The 13,732-nt window shown below is 57.0% G+C and carries 12 protein-coding genes; 4 read left to right on the top strand and 8 right to left on the bottom strand.

Features of this window, described 5'->3' with window-relative positions:
• Positions 1-136: 136 nt before the first annotated feature.
• Positions 137-1,066, bottom strand: a complete 930-nt coding sequence (locus PGR10_RS20455; protein ID WP_045397203.1) for a sugar kinase — start codon at positions 1,064-1,066, stop codon at positions 137-139.
• A 194-nt stretch (positions 1,067-1,260) separates the two neighbouring features.
• On the opposite strand from PGR10_RS20455, the gene PGR10_RS20450 reads away from it, so the two are divergent.
• Positions 1,261-3,312, top strand: a complete 2,052-nt coding sequence (locus PGR10_RS20450; RefSeq protein WP_430924020.1) for an AsmA family protein — start codon at positions 1,261-1,263, stop codon at positions 3,310-3,312.
• 49 nt (positions 3,313-3,361) lie between these two features.
• On the opposite strand, the gene PGR10_RS20445 is transcribed toward PGR10_RS20450, so the two are convergent.
• The 3 genes from PGR10_RS20445 to PGR10_RS20435 form a co-directional block, all read right to left on the bottom strand.
• Positions 3,362-4,684, bottom strand: coding sequence for an MFS transporter (locus tag PGR10_RS20445; RefSeq protein WP_015703754.1), 1,323 nt, complete (start codon positions 4,682-4,684; stop codon positions 3,362-3,364).
• A gap of 271 nt (positions 4,685-4,955) precedes the next feature.
• The gene (gene yhjD / locus PGR10_RS20440) at positions 4,956-5,987 is read right to left on the bottom strand and encodes an inner membrane protein YhjD (protein WP_087858997.1); all 1,032 of its coding nucleotides are present in this window, start codon (positions 5,985-5,987) and stop codon (positions 4,956-4,958) included.
• 107 nt (positions 5,988-6,094) lie between these two features.
• The gene (locus tag PGR10_RS20435; protein ID WP_087858998.1) at positions 6,095-6,994 is read right to left on the bottom strand and encodes a LysR family transcriptional regulator; all 900 of its coding nucleotides are present in this window, start codon (positions 6,992-6,994) and stop codon (positions 6,095-6,097) included.
• Positions 6,995-7,112: 118 nt separating this feature from the next.
• Between PGR10_RS20435 and PGR10_RS20430 the strand changes: the two genes are divergently transcribed.
• Complete coding sequence (locus PGR10_RS20430) at positions 7,113-7,871, top strand: SDR family NAD(P)-dependent oxidoreductase (protein ID WP_430924019.1); 759 nt, start codon at positions 7,113-7,115, stop codon at positions 7,869-7,871.
• Between the two features lie 359 nt (positions 7,872-8,230).
• A complete protein-coding gene (locus tag PGR10_RS20425; protein ID WP_308957673.1) occupies positions 8,231-8,839 on the top strand; it encodes a helix-turn-helix transcriptional regulator in 609 nt (202 codons plus the stop codon).
• Here PGR10_RS20425 and PGR10_RS20420 read toward each other — a convergent pair.
• From PGR10_RS20420 to PGR10_RS20405, 4 genes are all read right to left on the bottom strand, one after another.
• Positions 8,836-9,258: a glycoside hydrolase family protein gene (locus tag PGR10_RS20420; protein ID WP_430924018.1), complete on the bottom strand. Its 423-nt coding sequence runs from the start codon at positions 9,256-9,258 to the stop codon at positions 8,836-8,838. The two genes, PGR10_RS20425 and PGR10_RS20420, sit on opposite strands and share 4 nt — an antisense overlap.
• Positions 9,259-9,333: 75 nt before the next feature.
• Positions 9,334-9,861 (bottom strand): GNAT family N-acetyltransferase, encoded by a 528-nt coding sequence (locus tag PGR10_RS20415; RefSeq protein WP_087859001.1) that lies wholly within the window; start codon positions 9,859-9,861, stop codon positions 9,334-9,336.
• A 63-nt stretch (positions 9,862-9,924) separates the two neighbouring features.
• Positions 9,925-11,583 (bottom strand): alpha,alpha-trehalase, encoded by a 1,659-nt coding sequence (locus PGR10_RS20410; RefSeq protein WP_047078846.1) that lies wholly within the window; start codon positions 11,581-11,583, stop codon positions 9,925-9,927.
• Positions 11,584-11,852: 269 nt separating this feature from the next.
• On the bottom strand, positions 11,853-13,001 hold the full coding sequence (locus PGR10_RS20405; RefSeq protein WP_213317339.1) for an iron-containing alcohol dehydrogenase: 1,149 nt from the start codon (positions 12,999-13,001) through the stop codon (positions 11,853-11,855).
• Positions 13,002-13,100: 99 nt separating this feature from the next.
• Between PGR10_RS20405 and PGR10_RS20400 the strand changes: the two genes are divergently transcribed.
• Entirely contained in the window at positions 13,101-13,724 is a 624-nt protein-coding gene (locus tag PGR10_RS20400) for a glutathione S-transferase family protein (protein WP_087859003.1), read from the top strand.
• Positions 13,725-13,732 lie beyond the last annotated feature (8 nt).

The following is a 13,732-nucleotide window of genomic DNA, read 5'->3' as shown; positions in this document are numbered from 1 at the left end:
ATCTGCTCTGCGTCCACCGCCTGTGGTACGGTTCGTGCGGCCTCAAAATCCCCGGTGGCGCTACCGCTTACCGGGGCTACAGCACTGTACGATTTGGTAGCCCTGCTAAGCGCAGCGCAAGCAGGGGAATAGGGTCTTAGTCCGGCATCGCTTCGCGCGGGATAATTGCCCCGCGATACTGGATAACCGTGCTGGCGGTGAGGTGTCCGCGTTTCGCCGCGGATTCCGCGTCGCCGCCGGTCAGGCGCACCGCCAGATAGCCGGCGCTGAACGAATCGCCCGCCGCAGTGGTATCCACCACTTTCTCTTTCGCCAGCTTCACCGCGGGCACCTCCAGCAGCGGCTGGCCGGCAATCGCCACCAGGCAAGAGTCCGCGCCGCGCTTCACCACCACCTCTTCGACGCCAGCGGCGTGGGTACGGGCGATAACCTCGGCAACTGGTACCGCTCCCCATAGCGCATCTTCATCATCCAGCGTCAGAAAAGCGATATCGGTGCATTCCAGCATTTGCTGGTACACCTGGCGAGTCTCTTGCTGGCTGGCCCACAGGCGCGGACGGTAGTTGTTATCGAAAATCACTTTCCCGCCGTTAGCGCGGCATTCGCGCAGTAGCGTGAGCAGTTTTTCCCGGCTGGACGGGCTGAGGATGGCGAGGCTGATGCCGCTCAGGTAGAGGTAATCAAAGGTAGCCAGCTCTTCGCAGATGGCGTCAGCGCGCTCGCTTTCAAGCCAGAATTTGGCCGCCGCTTCGTTGCGCCAGTAGTAGAAGGTGCGCTCGCCGGTCTCGTCCGTTTCAATGTAATAAAGGCCAGGCAGACGGTCAGCCATACGCTGAATCAGATCGGTTTTTACCTGTTCGCCCTGCCAGGACTCCAGCATCTGCTGGCTGAAGGTGTCGGTACCCAGCGCGGTCACGTAGTGCACGCTAAGCGCATCGGCGCTGGTCTGGCGCGCGATGTAGACGGATGTGTTTAAGGTATCGCCACCGAAACCGCGATTCACCGCCGCGTTTTTCTCTGACAGTTCAATCATGCATTCGCCAATCACGGCAATTTTCTTAGACATAGTGCTGACCTGAAATTGAATCGAAATTAGCGGTAGTTTGCGCTGGGTACCAGACAGGGTCAACCATATTAAAACATCGTTCCATTATTTTTTGACCTGACGCGCAAAATGTGACGAAAAGCGCATTTGGCGGATGAATCTCCGCTCTTCAACTATAGTGAGGAGTGACGAGACGCAAAAGGAGCGGAGAGGGGATGACCAGAGCCCGTAAAACGATTGCTATTATCTCGGGAACGATTGTGCTGTTAATCGTTCTTTTTTTCATCGTATTGGCGACCTTTGACTGGAACCGGCTCAAGCCGACGATCAATCAGAAAGTTTCCGCCGAACTCAATCGGCCATTCGCCATCCGCGGCGACCTGGGCGTGGTGTGGGAGCGACAGCCTGAGGAGCGCGGTTGGCGCAGTTGGATCCCGTGGCCGCATGTGCATGCCGAAGATATTGTGCTGGGTAACCCACCCGACATTCCGCAAGTGACGATGGTGCATTTGCCGCGCGTGGAAGCGACGCTGGCCCCGCTGGCGCTGCTGAGCAAAACGGTCTATTTGCCGTGGATTAAGCTCGAGCAGCCCGACGTCCGGCTGATAAGGCTGACGGAAAACAGCAATAACTGGACCTTTAAATTAGCTTCTGACCCGGCATCCGAAAAAGCCAACCCGCCATCGGCCTGGTCTTTCCGCCTTGATAATATTCTCTTCGATCGCGGCAACATCGCCATTGACGATAAGGTAACCCGCAGCGATATCGCGATCGTGGTCGATCCGCTTGGCAAAGCGCTGCCGTTTAGCGAAGTCACCGGTGCGGGCGACAAAGCGCAGGCGACAAAAGCCGGCGATTATATCTTTGGCCTGTCGGTGAAGGGGCGCTACAAAGGCCAGCCGCTGAGCGGCAGCGGCAAAATTGGCGGCATGCTGGCGCTGCGTAGCGATAGTACGCCGTTCCCGCTACAAGGGGATTTTCACTCTGGTAATACCCGGATAGCGTTTAGCGGCACGGTCAGCGATCCGCTTAATGTCGGCGGGCTCGATCTGCGGCTGAAATTTGCCGGCGACTCGCTGCGCGACCTCTACGATCTGACCGGCGTCCTGCTGCCGGAAACGCCGTCGTTTTCCACCGATGGCCGCCTGCGCGCCGACTTTAAGCATAAAAACGGCATGCGTTTTGACTATCGCAATTTTAACGGCCGGATTGGCGACAGCGATATCCACGGTTCGTTGACCTATACCACTGGCAAACCACGACCAAAGCTCACCGGCGATCTGGAATCTAAACAGCTGCGGCTGGCGGATCTGGGCCCGCTGATTGGCGTTGATTCCGGCGGCGGGGCGAAGAAATCCTCATCACGCAAAGCGGGCGATGCCGTACAGCCAGCGGGAAAAGTCCTGCCGGCCGATCGCTTTGAGACGGATAAATGGCAGGTGATGGACGCCGATGTGCGCTTCAAGGGGCGGCGAATCGAACACGGCGGTACTCTGCCCATCAGCGACCTGGCGACCCACATTATTCTTGAGCGCGGCGACCTGCGCCTGCAGCCGGTGCGCTTTGGCCTGGCCAACGGTTCGATTGCCGGCAGCGTGCATCTGCAGGGCGATAAAAAACCGCTACAGGGCGAAGCCAATCTGCAGGCGCGCCGGCTTAAGCTCAAGGCGCTGATGCCGAATGTTGAAATGATGCAGAAAACGCTCGGTGAGATGAGCGGCGATGTACAACTGCGCGGCAGCGGTAACTCGGTGGCGGCGCTGCTTGGCAACAGCAACGGCAACCTTAAGCTGCTGATGAATGATGGTCTGATTAGCCGCAACCTGATGGAAATCCTCGGCTTAAACGTCGGTAATTTTATCATCGGGCAGATTTTCGGCGATGAGGAGGTTCGGGTGAACTGCGCGGCGGCCAATATCGATGTGGTCAACGGCGTGGCGCGACCGCAAATTTTCGCCTTCGATACCGAGAACGCGCTGATTAACATTACCGGCACCGCCAGCTTTGCCTCTGAACAGCTGAATCTGACCGTTGACCCGGAAAGTAAGGGCCTGCGGGTGATTACTCTGCGTTCTCCGCTGTACGTGCGCGGTACGTTTAAATCACCGGATGCCGGGGTGAAAGCCGGGCCGCTGATTGCCCGCGGCGCGGTGGTGGCGGCGTTGGCGACGCTGGTCACGCCGGCGGCCGCTTTACTGGCGCTGATCTCGCCGGCGGAAGGCGAGGCGAATCAGTGCCGGACAATTTTGTCGCAGATGAAAAAGTAAGGATGAGATGAGCGATGGCCCTGACGGCAACAGCGTCAGGGCCTGCAGCTTACAGCGATTGATGGCGGGTTTCGTGGGTCAACAGCAGAGCGATCAGCGTCAGCGCCGCCATCGCCGCCAGGTAGATACCGACAGCCGGCAGGCCGTAATTGCCCTGCAGCCAGGCGGCAATATATGGTGCGACCGACGCGCCGAGGATCGACGACACGTTATAGGAGAAAGAGGCGCCGGTATAACGAACTTCCGTCGGGAACAGCTCCGGCAGCAGCGCGCCCATCGGGCCGAAGGTCAGCCCCATCAGGCTAAGGCCCAGCAGCAGGAAGGCGAAGACCAGAATCGGGTTGCCGGAACCAAGCAGCGGTTTAAAGGCGAACAGCGCGAACAGAATAATCATCGTGGTGATGATAATCATACTTTTACGACGGCCAAAGGCATCCGCCAGCAGGCCCGCCACTGGCACCATCACGCCGAAACCAATGACCGCCATCATCAGCATCCACAGCACTTCGTTACGCGGCAAACCTAAACCAATCGGCGCGGCTGCGGTACTGAAGGTCATGGAGTAAACGGTCATGATATAGAACAGGGTATAGGTCGCCAGCATGATGAAGGTGCCGAGCACGGTCACGCGCACGTGCTTAGTCAGCAGCGTGCCAAGCGGGATTTTGACCTGTTTTTTCGCCGCCGCCACCTTAGCGAAGACCGGGGTTTCATGCAGCGACACGCGAACATACAGACCGATAATGACCAGTACCGCAGAGAAGATGAACGGCACGCGCCAGCCCCATTCCATGAACTGCTGGTCGCTCAACAGCCACGACAGCAGCAGGAAGGTGCCGTTGGCGAAGAAGAAGCCGATTGGCGCCCCCAGTTGCGGGAAGGAGCCATATAGCGCGCGTTTGCGCGGTGGAGCGTTTTCCGTCGCCAGCAGCGCCGCGCCGCCCCATTCGCCGCCAAGGCCGAGACCCTGACCAAAGCGCGCCAGCGCCAGCAGCATCGGCGCCAGAATGCCAATGCTTTCATAGCCCGGCAGCAGGCCTATGACCACGGTGGAGATCCCCATAGTCAGCAGCGAGGCGACGAGTGTGACCTTACGGCCTACGCGGTCGCCGAAGTGGCCGAATAGCGCTGAGCCAATCGGGCGCGCGACAAAGGCGATGGCGAACGTCGCCAGCGACTGGAGCGTCGCGGCGGCAGCATCACCCTGTGGGAAAAAGATATGAGGGAAGACGATAACCGCGGCGGTGGCGTAAATATAGAAGTCGAAGAACTCAATGGCGGTGCCGATGAGCGAGGCGACGACGACTTTATTACGCGAGTTAACCGGCGTGGCGTCTTGCGCGTTGTCGATAGTAGTGGCTGTGGCTTGCATAGATCTTTCTTATTTTTGAGCGAACGAAAAGCCATATAGCCACAGCAAAAGAGACATTTCAATCTGTAACAAAACTCGCCATCGCGCAAAAAACAGGCAAAAAGCGGATAATTTTCGCCCTGAGAAAATATCTTCTATGAAATGCTTCACATAATTAAAATATTAGAGAATAAAACCAGTTTTAGGTTAAATAAAAGTTACGCGTTGGATTTATCTGCTGAAATGATAGGTTGGGCTGAATTTTGCGTCTTTATTCAGCCCGATAATGACTTTAATCGTGGGTTTTGCCCGGCATCCGCTTATCGTCTTTATACTCTGCGGTCGCAATCCATGCGGCGCAGAAGAGGGTCAGACGGGCGAAGAAGTAGAAGAAGGCCATCAGCCCCAGTACCGAACCAAAGGCGGCGCCGGAGGGGGATTTCACCAGCGCCGGCAGCGTCCAGGTCATCACGATTTTAATAATCTCAAAGCCAATCGCCGCAATTAGCGTACCGCGGAACAGCGCTTTGCGGCGTGGACGGTGGCGCGGCAGTCGCCAGAAGATCCAGAAAAACAGCAGATAGTTAGCGAAGATGGAAATCGCCAGGCCAATCAGGCGCCATGCGGGTTTCAGCCATTCTATATAATCGAGATACAGCGCGGAGATGATCATTTGCTGCGCGGATCCGGCAACGGAGGTAATCGACAGCGTGATAACCAGTGCGACCAGCAGGCCAATCAGCGAGATCAGATCGCGGAAGTATTTTACCCAGATTTTTTCCTGATCCTGCGGCGTACGTTCCCACACATCGCGCGACTGGGCGCGAATCGCTTCACGCAGGTTGCCCATCCAGTTAATGCCCGAGTAGAGCGCGACCAACAGGCCGACTAGCCCGACGGCGGTACGCTGCTGTACGGCGGTGTTGATGGTGTTTTTAAGCGTTGCCGCCAGCGTCGGGTCGCTGACGTTTTGCAGAATTTTATCGAAGATGTCCTGCAGTAGGGTCGGATGCCATGCCAGCACGAAACCGGCGGCGGCGAACGAGACCATCAGAATCGGGATCATCGACAAGAATGAGAAGTAGGTAATGGCTGCGCCAAACTGATTGCCAAGCCTGTCATTGAAGCGCTCGGCGGCGCGTAGCAGGTGGGCTATCACCGGATTACGTTGGACTTTAGCCGCCGTTCCGGTGACCGTTTTCAGCGCCTGGTTAGCTTTCTGCCCAACGGCGGAATCGTTGATGGCGGCGAGCGTACTTTTGTTTTTCTCCGGCTGCTGGTCCGTTTCCTGTGGCGGCTGGCGATCGTCGTTTTCCGGCGTCATAAGTGATTTCTTCCTTTCTTTACAGCGATATTCAGCCAAAAGTATACCTTAAACGACGCATCTTGCAGGCGCCCATCGGCCAGACGGGTATTGACGACTCGCGCTGATTAATCGACATAACCTTTCATCAATCCGCCCAGCCACTCCATAAAGAGATGTACGCGGCGGGAGAGATTGCGCCGATGTGGATAGATAATCGATACCGGCATCGGTTCGGCGCGGTACTGCGGCAGGATCTCAACCAGCTCGCCGGTGCGCAGCGGTTCGCGTACCGCGATGCGCGGAACCTGAATAATGCCGAGCCCGGCCTGACAGGCGGCCTGGTAGGTTTCGGTGCTATTGACGGTCAACACGCCGCCGGTTTTCACCCAGCGCACGGCGCCATCACTGACGACTTCAAAACCAGGCTGCCGCGCGCCGAAGTTGCTGGCGTAGTGGATCAGGGCATGATCCGCCAGATCGTCGAGGCTTTCCGGGTAGCCGAAGCGCGCCAGATAATGCGGACTGGCGCAGTTAATTTGCGTGAGCTTGCCGAGCGGGCGGGCGATGAGTCCCGAGTCTTTAAGCGTACCCACCCGGATCACGCAGTCGAAACCTTCGCGCACCACATCGACCAGCCGGTCGCTACTGCTCAGTTCGATTTCAATGCCGGGATACTGTTGTAAAAACGCGGGAAGTTTCGGGATGACCAGTTTTTTGGCGACGCTGATCGGCATATCGACACGCAGGCGGCCGCTGATGCTCGATGGATCGCCCTGAAACATACCATCCAGCTCTTCGAGATTACTTAACAGGTCTTTGGCGCGTTCGTAATAGACCATGCCGTCCTGAGTCAGCTGCACCCGGCGGGTGGTGCGGTGCAGCAGGCGGGCGCCGAGATGGCTTTCCAGCGCCTGGATCTGTCGCGATACGCTACCTTTGGGCAACCCAAGGGTATCGGCGGCGCGAGAGAAACTCTCCAGTTCCGCGACGCGGATGAAGAGTTGCATTGCGTGAATTTTATCCATACCTACTGCCTATTGTTGTTATTAACGAAACAGTAAAACGTAATTTAGCGCATTTATTGTTACTACGTCTGCTAATAAGCTCTTTATTCACACACACGTAATGACGAAGGGGTTTCTGATGACACAACGTATCGCTTTAGTGACCGGCGGCAGCCGCGGTCTGGGAAAAAATGCGGCGCTGAAGCTGGCGGCGAAGGGAACCGATATTATTCTGACCTACCACAGCAACCAGCAGGCGGCGCTGGAAGTGGCGCGCGAAATTGAGCAAACAGGAGCGCAAGCGGCGGCATTACCGCTGAACGTCGGCGATAGCGCCAGTTTTGCTGGCTTTACGCAACAGCTGACTCAATGTCTGAAGGAGAAGTGGCAGCGCGATAGTTTCGATTATTTATTGAACAATGCCGGCATCGGATTGACCGCGCCGTTTAGTGAGACCAGCGAAGCGCAGTTTGACGAGCTGATGAGCATCCACTTTAAGGGACCGTTCTTCCTTACCCAGCAGCTGCTGCCTTTGATTAAAGATGGCGGGCGCATTCTGAACGTCTCCAGCGGGCTGGCGCGCTTTGCGCTGCCGGGCTATTCCGCTTATGCGGCGATGAAAGGGGCGATGGAGGTGTTAACCCGTTATCAGGCGAAGGAACTCGGCGCGCGCGGGATATCGGTCAATATCATCGCGCCCGGCGCGATTGAGACCGACTTTGGCGGCGGCGCGGTGCGCGATAATGCCCAGCTTAACCAGCATATTGCCGCTCAGACGGCGCTGGGGCGCGTCGGCCTGCCGGATGATATCGGCAATGCTATTGCTGCGCTGCTGAGCGACGAGCTTGGCTGGATGAACGCCCAGCGCGTTGAGGTTTCCGGCGGCATGTTTTTATAATGACCACGCCCTGCGCATAATGACGCAGGGCGTCACCATATTGTGCGTTTTATTATTCCGTAACACTCTTTTGCATCATGCGTATCGCTGATTTTAAGCGGTTGGATTACACTGGCAGAAATAATATTATTATCCTGTTAGCTATCCGTTTAATTAAGGAATTTCTTACGTCAAATGTAATAAATATTATGAATGAGTAATCGTTACGCGCTGGCGTGTAACTATTCATCATCATGATGTTTATATCATCTACTCCATCGGTAAAATGGCTTAGGTCATACGGCGAGTTCTTATTTTTGCTGGCTGATATTACCCTTCCCCCACTTTTTAAGGGGTATTTTTTCGATGGAGAGCAGTCCATGCAAGTAATCATGTTTGACAGGCAGTCAATATTTATTCATGGAATGAAAGTCGGCTTACAACAACGTATTCCTGAAATTAATATTCATAGTACCTGTCAGGCAGAACAGCTGTGGCAGCTGCTCACGGCTCATCCGCAGGCGCTCCTCATACTTGATGGCGACCTGAACAGTGAATTTTGTTGCTGGTTGCTCCAGGAGAAGCAGCAGCGTTTTCCGCATGCCAAAGTATTATTAGTGGTTTCGGATGATAATAAAAGCTGGCTGCAACGAGCGCTGGCGTGGAACGTGCGCGCCATTGCCCAACGTGAGGATAGCGCCGATATGTTTGCCCAGATCATTAATAGCATCATGTTGGGGATGATGTGTCTGCCGGGCACCTGGTTAATGACCTCCGCGGATCGCAATAAACATGCGGTGCATCTCAGTCGCCGCCAGCAGGAAATTTTAAAACTGCTGGCGGAAGGCAGCTCTAATAAGGAAATTAGCCGTACGTTAAATATCAGCGCAGGGACCGTGAAAGCGCATCTTGAGTCGTTATATCGGCGGCTGGATGTGAAAAACCGAACCCAGGCGGCGATGGCATTTAATAGCGTCGGTGACAATTAACTGGTCTGACAAAACCGCTCGCACTCCTGCAGGCGATAGGCGTTATCGCGGTCAATGTGCCGCCATATCGCCAGCGCCTGCGTCATGTTGTGGCCGTTAAGATAATGCAAAATAGCGTCCAACTGCGGCTGGGCGCTGCCATCTAAACTGAACACCAGCGCCAGCAAGGCATCGTACTGCGGCTGAGTCAGTTCCACGACCAACCTGCGCTGTAATATCTGTTGGCACCGCAGCAGGTCTAGCGTCAATAGCATCATCGCCAGTTCGGCGGTGATGGGCGTCTCTTTCTCATCTTCACCGATAGCGTGGCCGTAGCCGACCCGCCATTGCCCAAATTTGTCCTGATACGGCAGTAGCGCCAGCCCTTGCGTCTGCTGGATAAAACGCAGCCCCGGCAGGCTTAACGTGGTGACGGTCATGATCTTTTCCTCTGTGGTTGGCGGCAGTGTAGAGGAAAAGCGGGGTCGCCCCCATTCGCCGGATGGCCCAGGGCCTTATTGGTAATCGTGGCGCATCAGGCCAAACAGCCAGTCATTGTGCCAACGGCCATGTAGCCAGTAGCTCTCGCGTAGCTCTCCTTCCTGAATAAACCCTGTTTTTAGCAGCAGTTGTTTTGAGGCTTGATTACCGGCGGTGACGCTGGCGGTCAGGCGACGGATGCCGCCTGTAGAAAACGCGTAATCACATAGCGCGCGCAGTGATTCATATCCGTAGCCCTGGCCCTGCGCCTGTGGGGCGAAGAGAAAGCCCACTTCGGCAATATCATCATCGTGATGACAATAGCCGGTCAGGCCGAGGGGCGTATGGCTTTGCCGATCGCGAACCACCAGGCACAGCCAGTGCGCGGCCTTAGGCGACCAGACCGGCAGGCGCGCATCAAACGCGGCGCGGATATCGGCGATGGGCCGGTTATCCGCGACATAGAGCATCACCTGCGGATCCTGTTGCAGGCTGAGAAAAAAAGACCAGTCGTCAAGCTGCAGCGGCGAGCAGCGCAGCCGCGGCGTAAGCAGTTCGGGCATGTTGTCGGCTCTGGCAAAGGGAAAATAAAACCTTAACAGCACAGCCTGCCGACGGAAAGTGCCTCATGAAGACCTCGGCTCGCCGTACAGGCTGATGAGTCGCCGCACGACGCCGTTGGTCCAGCCGAAGCCATCCTGCAGCGGATACTCCCCGCCGCCGCCCTCATGTGGGACGCCGCTGGCGATATGATATTTCTCAATGAGCTTGTGGTGTTTAAGATAAAATTGATTCACCGTCTGCAGCCAGCTCTGGGCGATTTCATCGCCGAGCGGGTCGTGGCCGTACATTTTGAATCCCTGTACCGCCATCCACTGCAGCGGCGCCCAGCCGTTGGGTTTATCCCACTGTTCGCCGCTTTCATATTCCGTCGCCATGATGCCGCCAGGGGTGAGCAGACGCGCGCGTACGGCATCCGCCAGCCGTTCGGCCTGGGCGTGGGTCGCCATCCCGACATACAGCGTGACGATGCTGGCGGCGGAGAACAAGGCCAACTGCTCACGGCGCCAATCGTAATCGCGAAAACAGCCGCACTCTTCATCCCACAGGTAGCGGGTCACCGCCTCCCGGCGAGCGTTGGCTTTACGGCGAAATTCGGCTTCAGCCTCGCGATCGCCCTTCAGGCCGGAAAGATTGGCGATGGTATTTTCCAGCTTAAACAGAAAAGCGTTGAGGTCGATGGGAATAAACTGGGTGGTGCGGATGCTCGCAAGCCTGGTGATATCGCGCAGCCAGCGGCTGGAGTAGTCCCAGCCGGAAGCCGCACCGGCGCGCAGGTCACGATAGACCTCGTTTGGCGGGCGGCCGGAATGCTTCGCCGTTTCGACATCTTCTCGCCAGGACTCATCGCGCGGCGTATCGCGGTCGTCCCAGTAGCGGTTAAGCAGCGAACCATCTGGCATACGCACCACGTGACGGTAGGCCTGGTTAGGGATCAGCGATTCCGCGCCGTCCATCCAGAAGGCGTGCTCTAATTTGAGATGGTCGAGATAGCGGCGCGCGCCGCGAACGCCATCTTCCTCAAACAGTTCAACCATCAGGGCGAACACCGGCGGCTGGGAGCGGCTGAGATAGTAGGTGCGATTGCCGTTGGGAATGTGGCCGTAAGTTTCAATCATCCATGCGAAGTTGTCGGCCATGCATTTGAGCAAATCTTCACGGCCGCTTTCCGCCAGCCCCAGCATGGTGAAGTAGGAATCCCAGTAGTAGGTCTCGCTAAAACGCCCGCCGGGGACGATGTACGACTGCGGTAGCGCCAGCAGCGACGACCACGGAATATGATCCTGCGGTTCACGTGTGAGCACCGGCCACAGCTTATCGATATGCTCTTTTAGCGTCAGTTTCGGATCAGAAGTGTAATCATCGGCGCGGTTATCCGGCAGCCAGAAGTTGTCTTCCACAAACTGACGCAAATCGAACTCCGGCGTACGCTTAACCCGTCGATAGTGCATCAGGATATCCAGCGGATCGTGTTTCGGCGCGCAGTCGGGAAAGGTTTTACTATCAAGAAAAATGCGCGACTTTTGGACGTTGGTAAACAACTCGAGATAGCGGTCGGCGGGGGTCAGCGCGTCAGACGCCGGTAGCCCTTCGATGATCTCCGGCTCCGGTTCGGCGTCGAACATTTCATCCAGTTTTAACTCATACGGATCGGCTTCGTAGCACGGATCGTTTTCGATCCTCAACTCGTCGTCATCAACGTTGCGTAGTTTCTGGCTGAACATAGCGATACAGGCCTCCGGATAGCGTGAGTTTAGGGGCCGGGCATGCCCGGGCTCTCTAATAAGCGTAGACACTCGCTTCGGTCTGCGGAAGATAAACTGTGCGTCACGTCACGCTTTTCGCTAAGAAAAAACGGCGGAGAAGAAGAGCAGGTCTTTGAAATTAAAGGGTGAATATTTACCGGTATCGTGAATGCGCGAAAACGAAATTCGGAGCATTCATTATGCAACAAAATTTGAACCGCCCCGGTAAACGCAGGCGGTTGGCTCGTTTACTCCCAGGCGGCTTCCAGCATCTCCAGCAGTTGCTCTGAATCCAGCGTGACCGGATTGGCTTTCATCGACGATGAACTACTGGCCGCCAGCGCGGCGGGTTCCAGCGCTTCGCGCGGCACGCCGAGGTCGCGTAAATTGCCGAGCCCCGAGCGCTGGCTCCATTCGCGCAGGCTTTGCCAGGCGTCATCCGGCGAGACGCCAAGTCCGGCGGCGATCCACTGGCGCACGTCGAGGAATCGCTGGCGCAGCGCCGGATTGGTTACCTGCGACTCATTGAGTTCCAGACCAAAGGGCAGCAGGCAGCCGCAGAGCGCGCCGTGGGAGGCATCGCTTAGCCCGCCAAGCGGCCCCGCAAGACCGTGAACCACGCCCAGCCCGGCGTTGGCCAGCGCCAGTCCGCCGCACAGGCTGACCCAGGCCAGCTCGTCGCGGCTGTCGGCACACTCTTTTTCCATCAGCGTTTTTAACGCGGCGATGCCGCGGGGGATCGCCTCCCGGCACAGGGCATCGGTGAAGGGCGTCGCCCGGGTGCACAGCCAGGGTTCGATAACCTGAGTTAAGGCATCAAGGCCGGAGCCGAGGGTGACGGTGCGGGGGGCGTTATCCGTTAAAGCGGGATCGACAATCGCCAGCTGCGGCAGCATGCGATCGTCGCGCAGGCTGACTTTGCGCTGCTGCAGCGGGACGTTGATGACCGCGTTTTTAGTGACCTCCGCGCCGGTGCCGGACGTTGTGGGAATAGCGACAAACGGTAGCGGGCTGGCTTCCAGTATTCTCCCCGTTCCGACGACTTCCAGATAGTCGATGACAGGCCCGCTTGCCGGGACCAGCGCGGCAATGGCTTTACCGGCATCAATGACCGCGCCGCCGCCGAGGCTGACCACCGCGCCAACGCCGCGCTCGCGCGCTAGCCGTACGCCGCGTTCAATATCGTCCAGCGTGGGTTCATTGGCGATAGCAAAAGTGCTGACCTGAAGATGCAATGCGCTCAGTTCGCTCAGTAAAAATTGAGCGCGGCTTTTGGTCGCGCCGTGAACCAGCAGCACCGGGGCATCATATTGCGCCAGCCACGGCGCGGCGCTGCGGGCCTGCCCGCGGCCAAAGCGGATATTGCCCGGCGTTAAGATGTTGAAGGGAGTGACCATGTGTAAGAGTACCTGTAGTGGATAATTATTCTGCAATCCACTATACACATTATCCGGCAAGCTTCATGTCTGCCATATTACGAAAAAGGGTTGCTGACGATGATAAGAATCTTGGGTAAACGCTCGTCTATTAACGTGCGCAAGGTGCTCTGGACCTGCGAAGAGGCGGGGGTCGAGTATCAGCAGGAAGATTATGGCAGCGGCTATAGCCCGCTTGATACGCCGGAATTTTTGGCGCTCAATCCGAATGCGTTAGTGCCGGTGCTGGTGGATGATGATTTTGTCCTTTGGGAGTCGAACAGCATCTGCCGCTATCTGGCGCGTAAGGCCGGTCGTGAGGATTTGTTGCCCTCTACGTTACGTGCCGCGGCGCAGGTAGAACACTGGATGGACTGGCAGGCGACGGAGTTTAATAGCGCCTGGCGCTACGCTTTCACGGGGCTGGTGCGTAAAGACCCGCGTTTTCAGGACCCGGCGGCGATTAAAGAGAGTATTGCCGCGTGGACGCGCTGCGTACAGATTGTCGACAACCAGTTGCTGCGCACCGGCGCGTGGCTGACCGGCGAGACGTTTACGCTGGCGGATATCGTGCTGGGGCTTTCGGTGCACCGCTGGAAAATGACGCCGTTCGCCCACCCGGAGATGGCAAACGTCGAACGCTGGTATATGGCCCTTAACCAGCGTCCGGCATTTATGCGCCACGGTAATAACGGCGTGGCGTAGCGGCTGAT

Origin of the sequence: Klebsiella sp. 141198, from assembly GCF_050600785.1 — a bacterium.
Taxonomy (GTDB): domain Bacteria; phylum Pseudomonadota; class Gammaproteobacteria; order Enterobacterales; family Enterobacteriaceae; genus Klebsiella; species Klebsiella aerogenes.
The sequence above is the reverse complement of the archived record's forward strand: the minus strand, read 5'-3'. Positions and strand labels throughout refer to the sequence as shown.

What these genes read in the sequence shown, in the direction of transcription:
- PGR10_RS20400 (WP_087859003.1), top strand. Translation starts at nt 13,101, where the DNA reads ATGATAAGAATCTTGGGTAAACGCTCGTCTATTAACGTGCGCAAGGTG.
- PGR10_RS20415 (WP_087859001.1), bottom strand. Translation starts at nt 9,861, where the DNA reads ATGCCCGAACTGCTTACGCCGCGGCTGCGCTGCTCGCCGCTGCAGCTT.
- PGR10_RS20455 (WP_045397203.1), bottom strand. Translation starts at nt 1,066, where the DNA reads ATGTCTAAGAAAATTGCCGTGATTGGCGAATGCATGATTGAACTGTCA.
- PGR10_RS20430 (WP_430924019.1), top strand. Translation starts at nt 7,113, where the DNA reads ATGACACAACGTATCGCTTTAGTGACCGGCGGCAGCCGCGGTCTGGGA.
- PGR10_RS20445 (WP_015703754.1), bottom strand. Translation starts at nt 4,684, where the DNA reads ATGCAAGCCACAGCCACTACTATCGACAACGCGCAAGACGCCACGCCG.
- yhjD (WP_087858997.1), bottom strand. Translation starts at nt 5,987, where the DNA reads ATGACGCCGGAAAACGACGATCGCCAGCCGCCACAGGAAACGGACCAG.
- PGR10_RS20410 (WP_047078846.1), bottom strand. Translation starts at nt 11,583, where the DNA reads ATGTTCAGCCAGAAACTACGCAACGTTGATGACGACGAGTTGAGGATC.
- PGR10_RS20420 (WP_430924018.1), bottom strand. Translation starts at nt 9,258, where the DNA reads ATGACCGTCACCACGTTAAGCCTGCCGGGGCTGCGTTTTATCCAGCAG.
- PGR10_RS20425 (WP_308957673.1), top strand. Translation starts at nt 8,231, where the DNA reads ATGCAAGTAATCATGTTTGACAGGCAGTCAATATTTATTCATGGAATG.
- PGR10_RS20405 (WP_213317339.1), bottom strand. Translation starts at nt 13,001, where the DNA reads ATGGTCACTCCCTTCAACATCTTAACGCCGGGCAATATCCGCTTTGGC.
- PGR10_RS20435 (WP_087858998.1), bottom strand. Translation starts at nt 6,994, where the DNA reads ATGGATAAAATTCACGCAATGCAACTCTTCATCCGCGTCGCGGAACTG.
- PGR10_RS20450 (WP_430924020.1), top strand. Translation starts at nt 1,261, where the DNA reads ATGACCAGAGCCCGTAAAACGATTGCTATTATCTCGGGAACGATTGTG.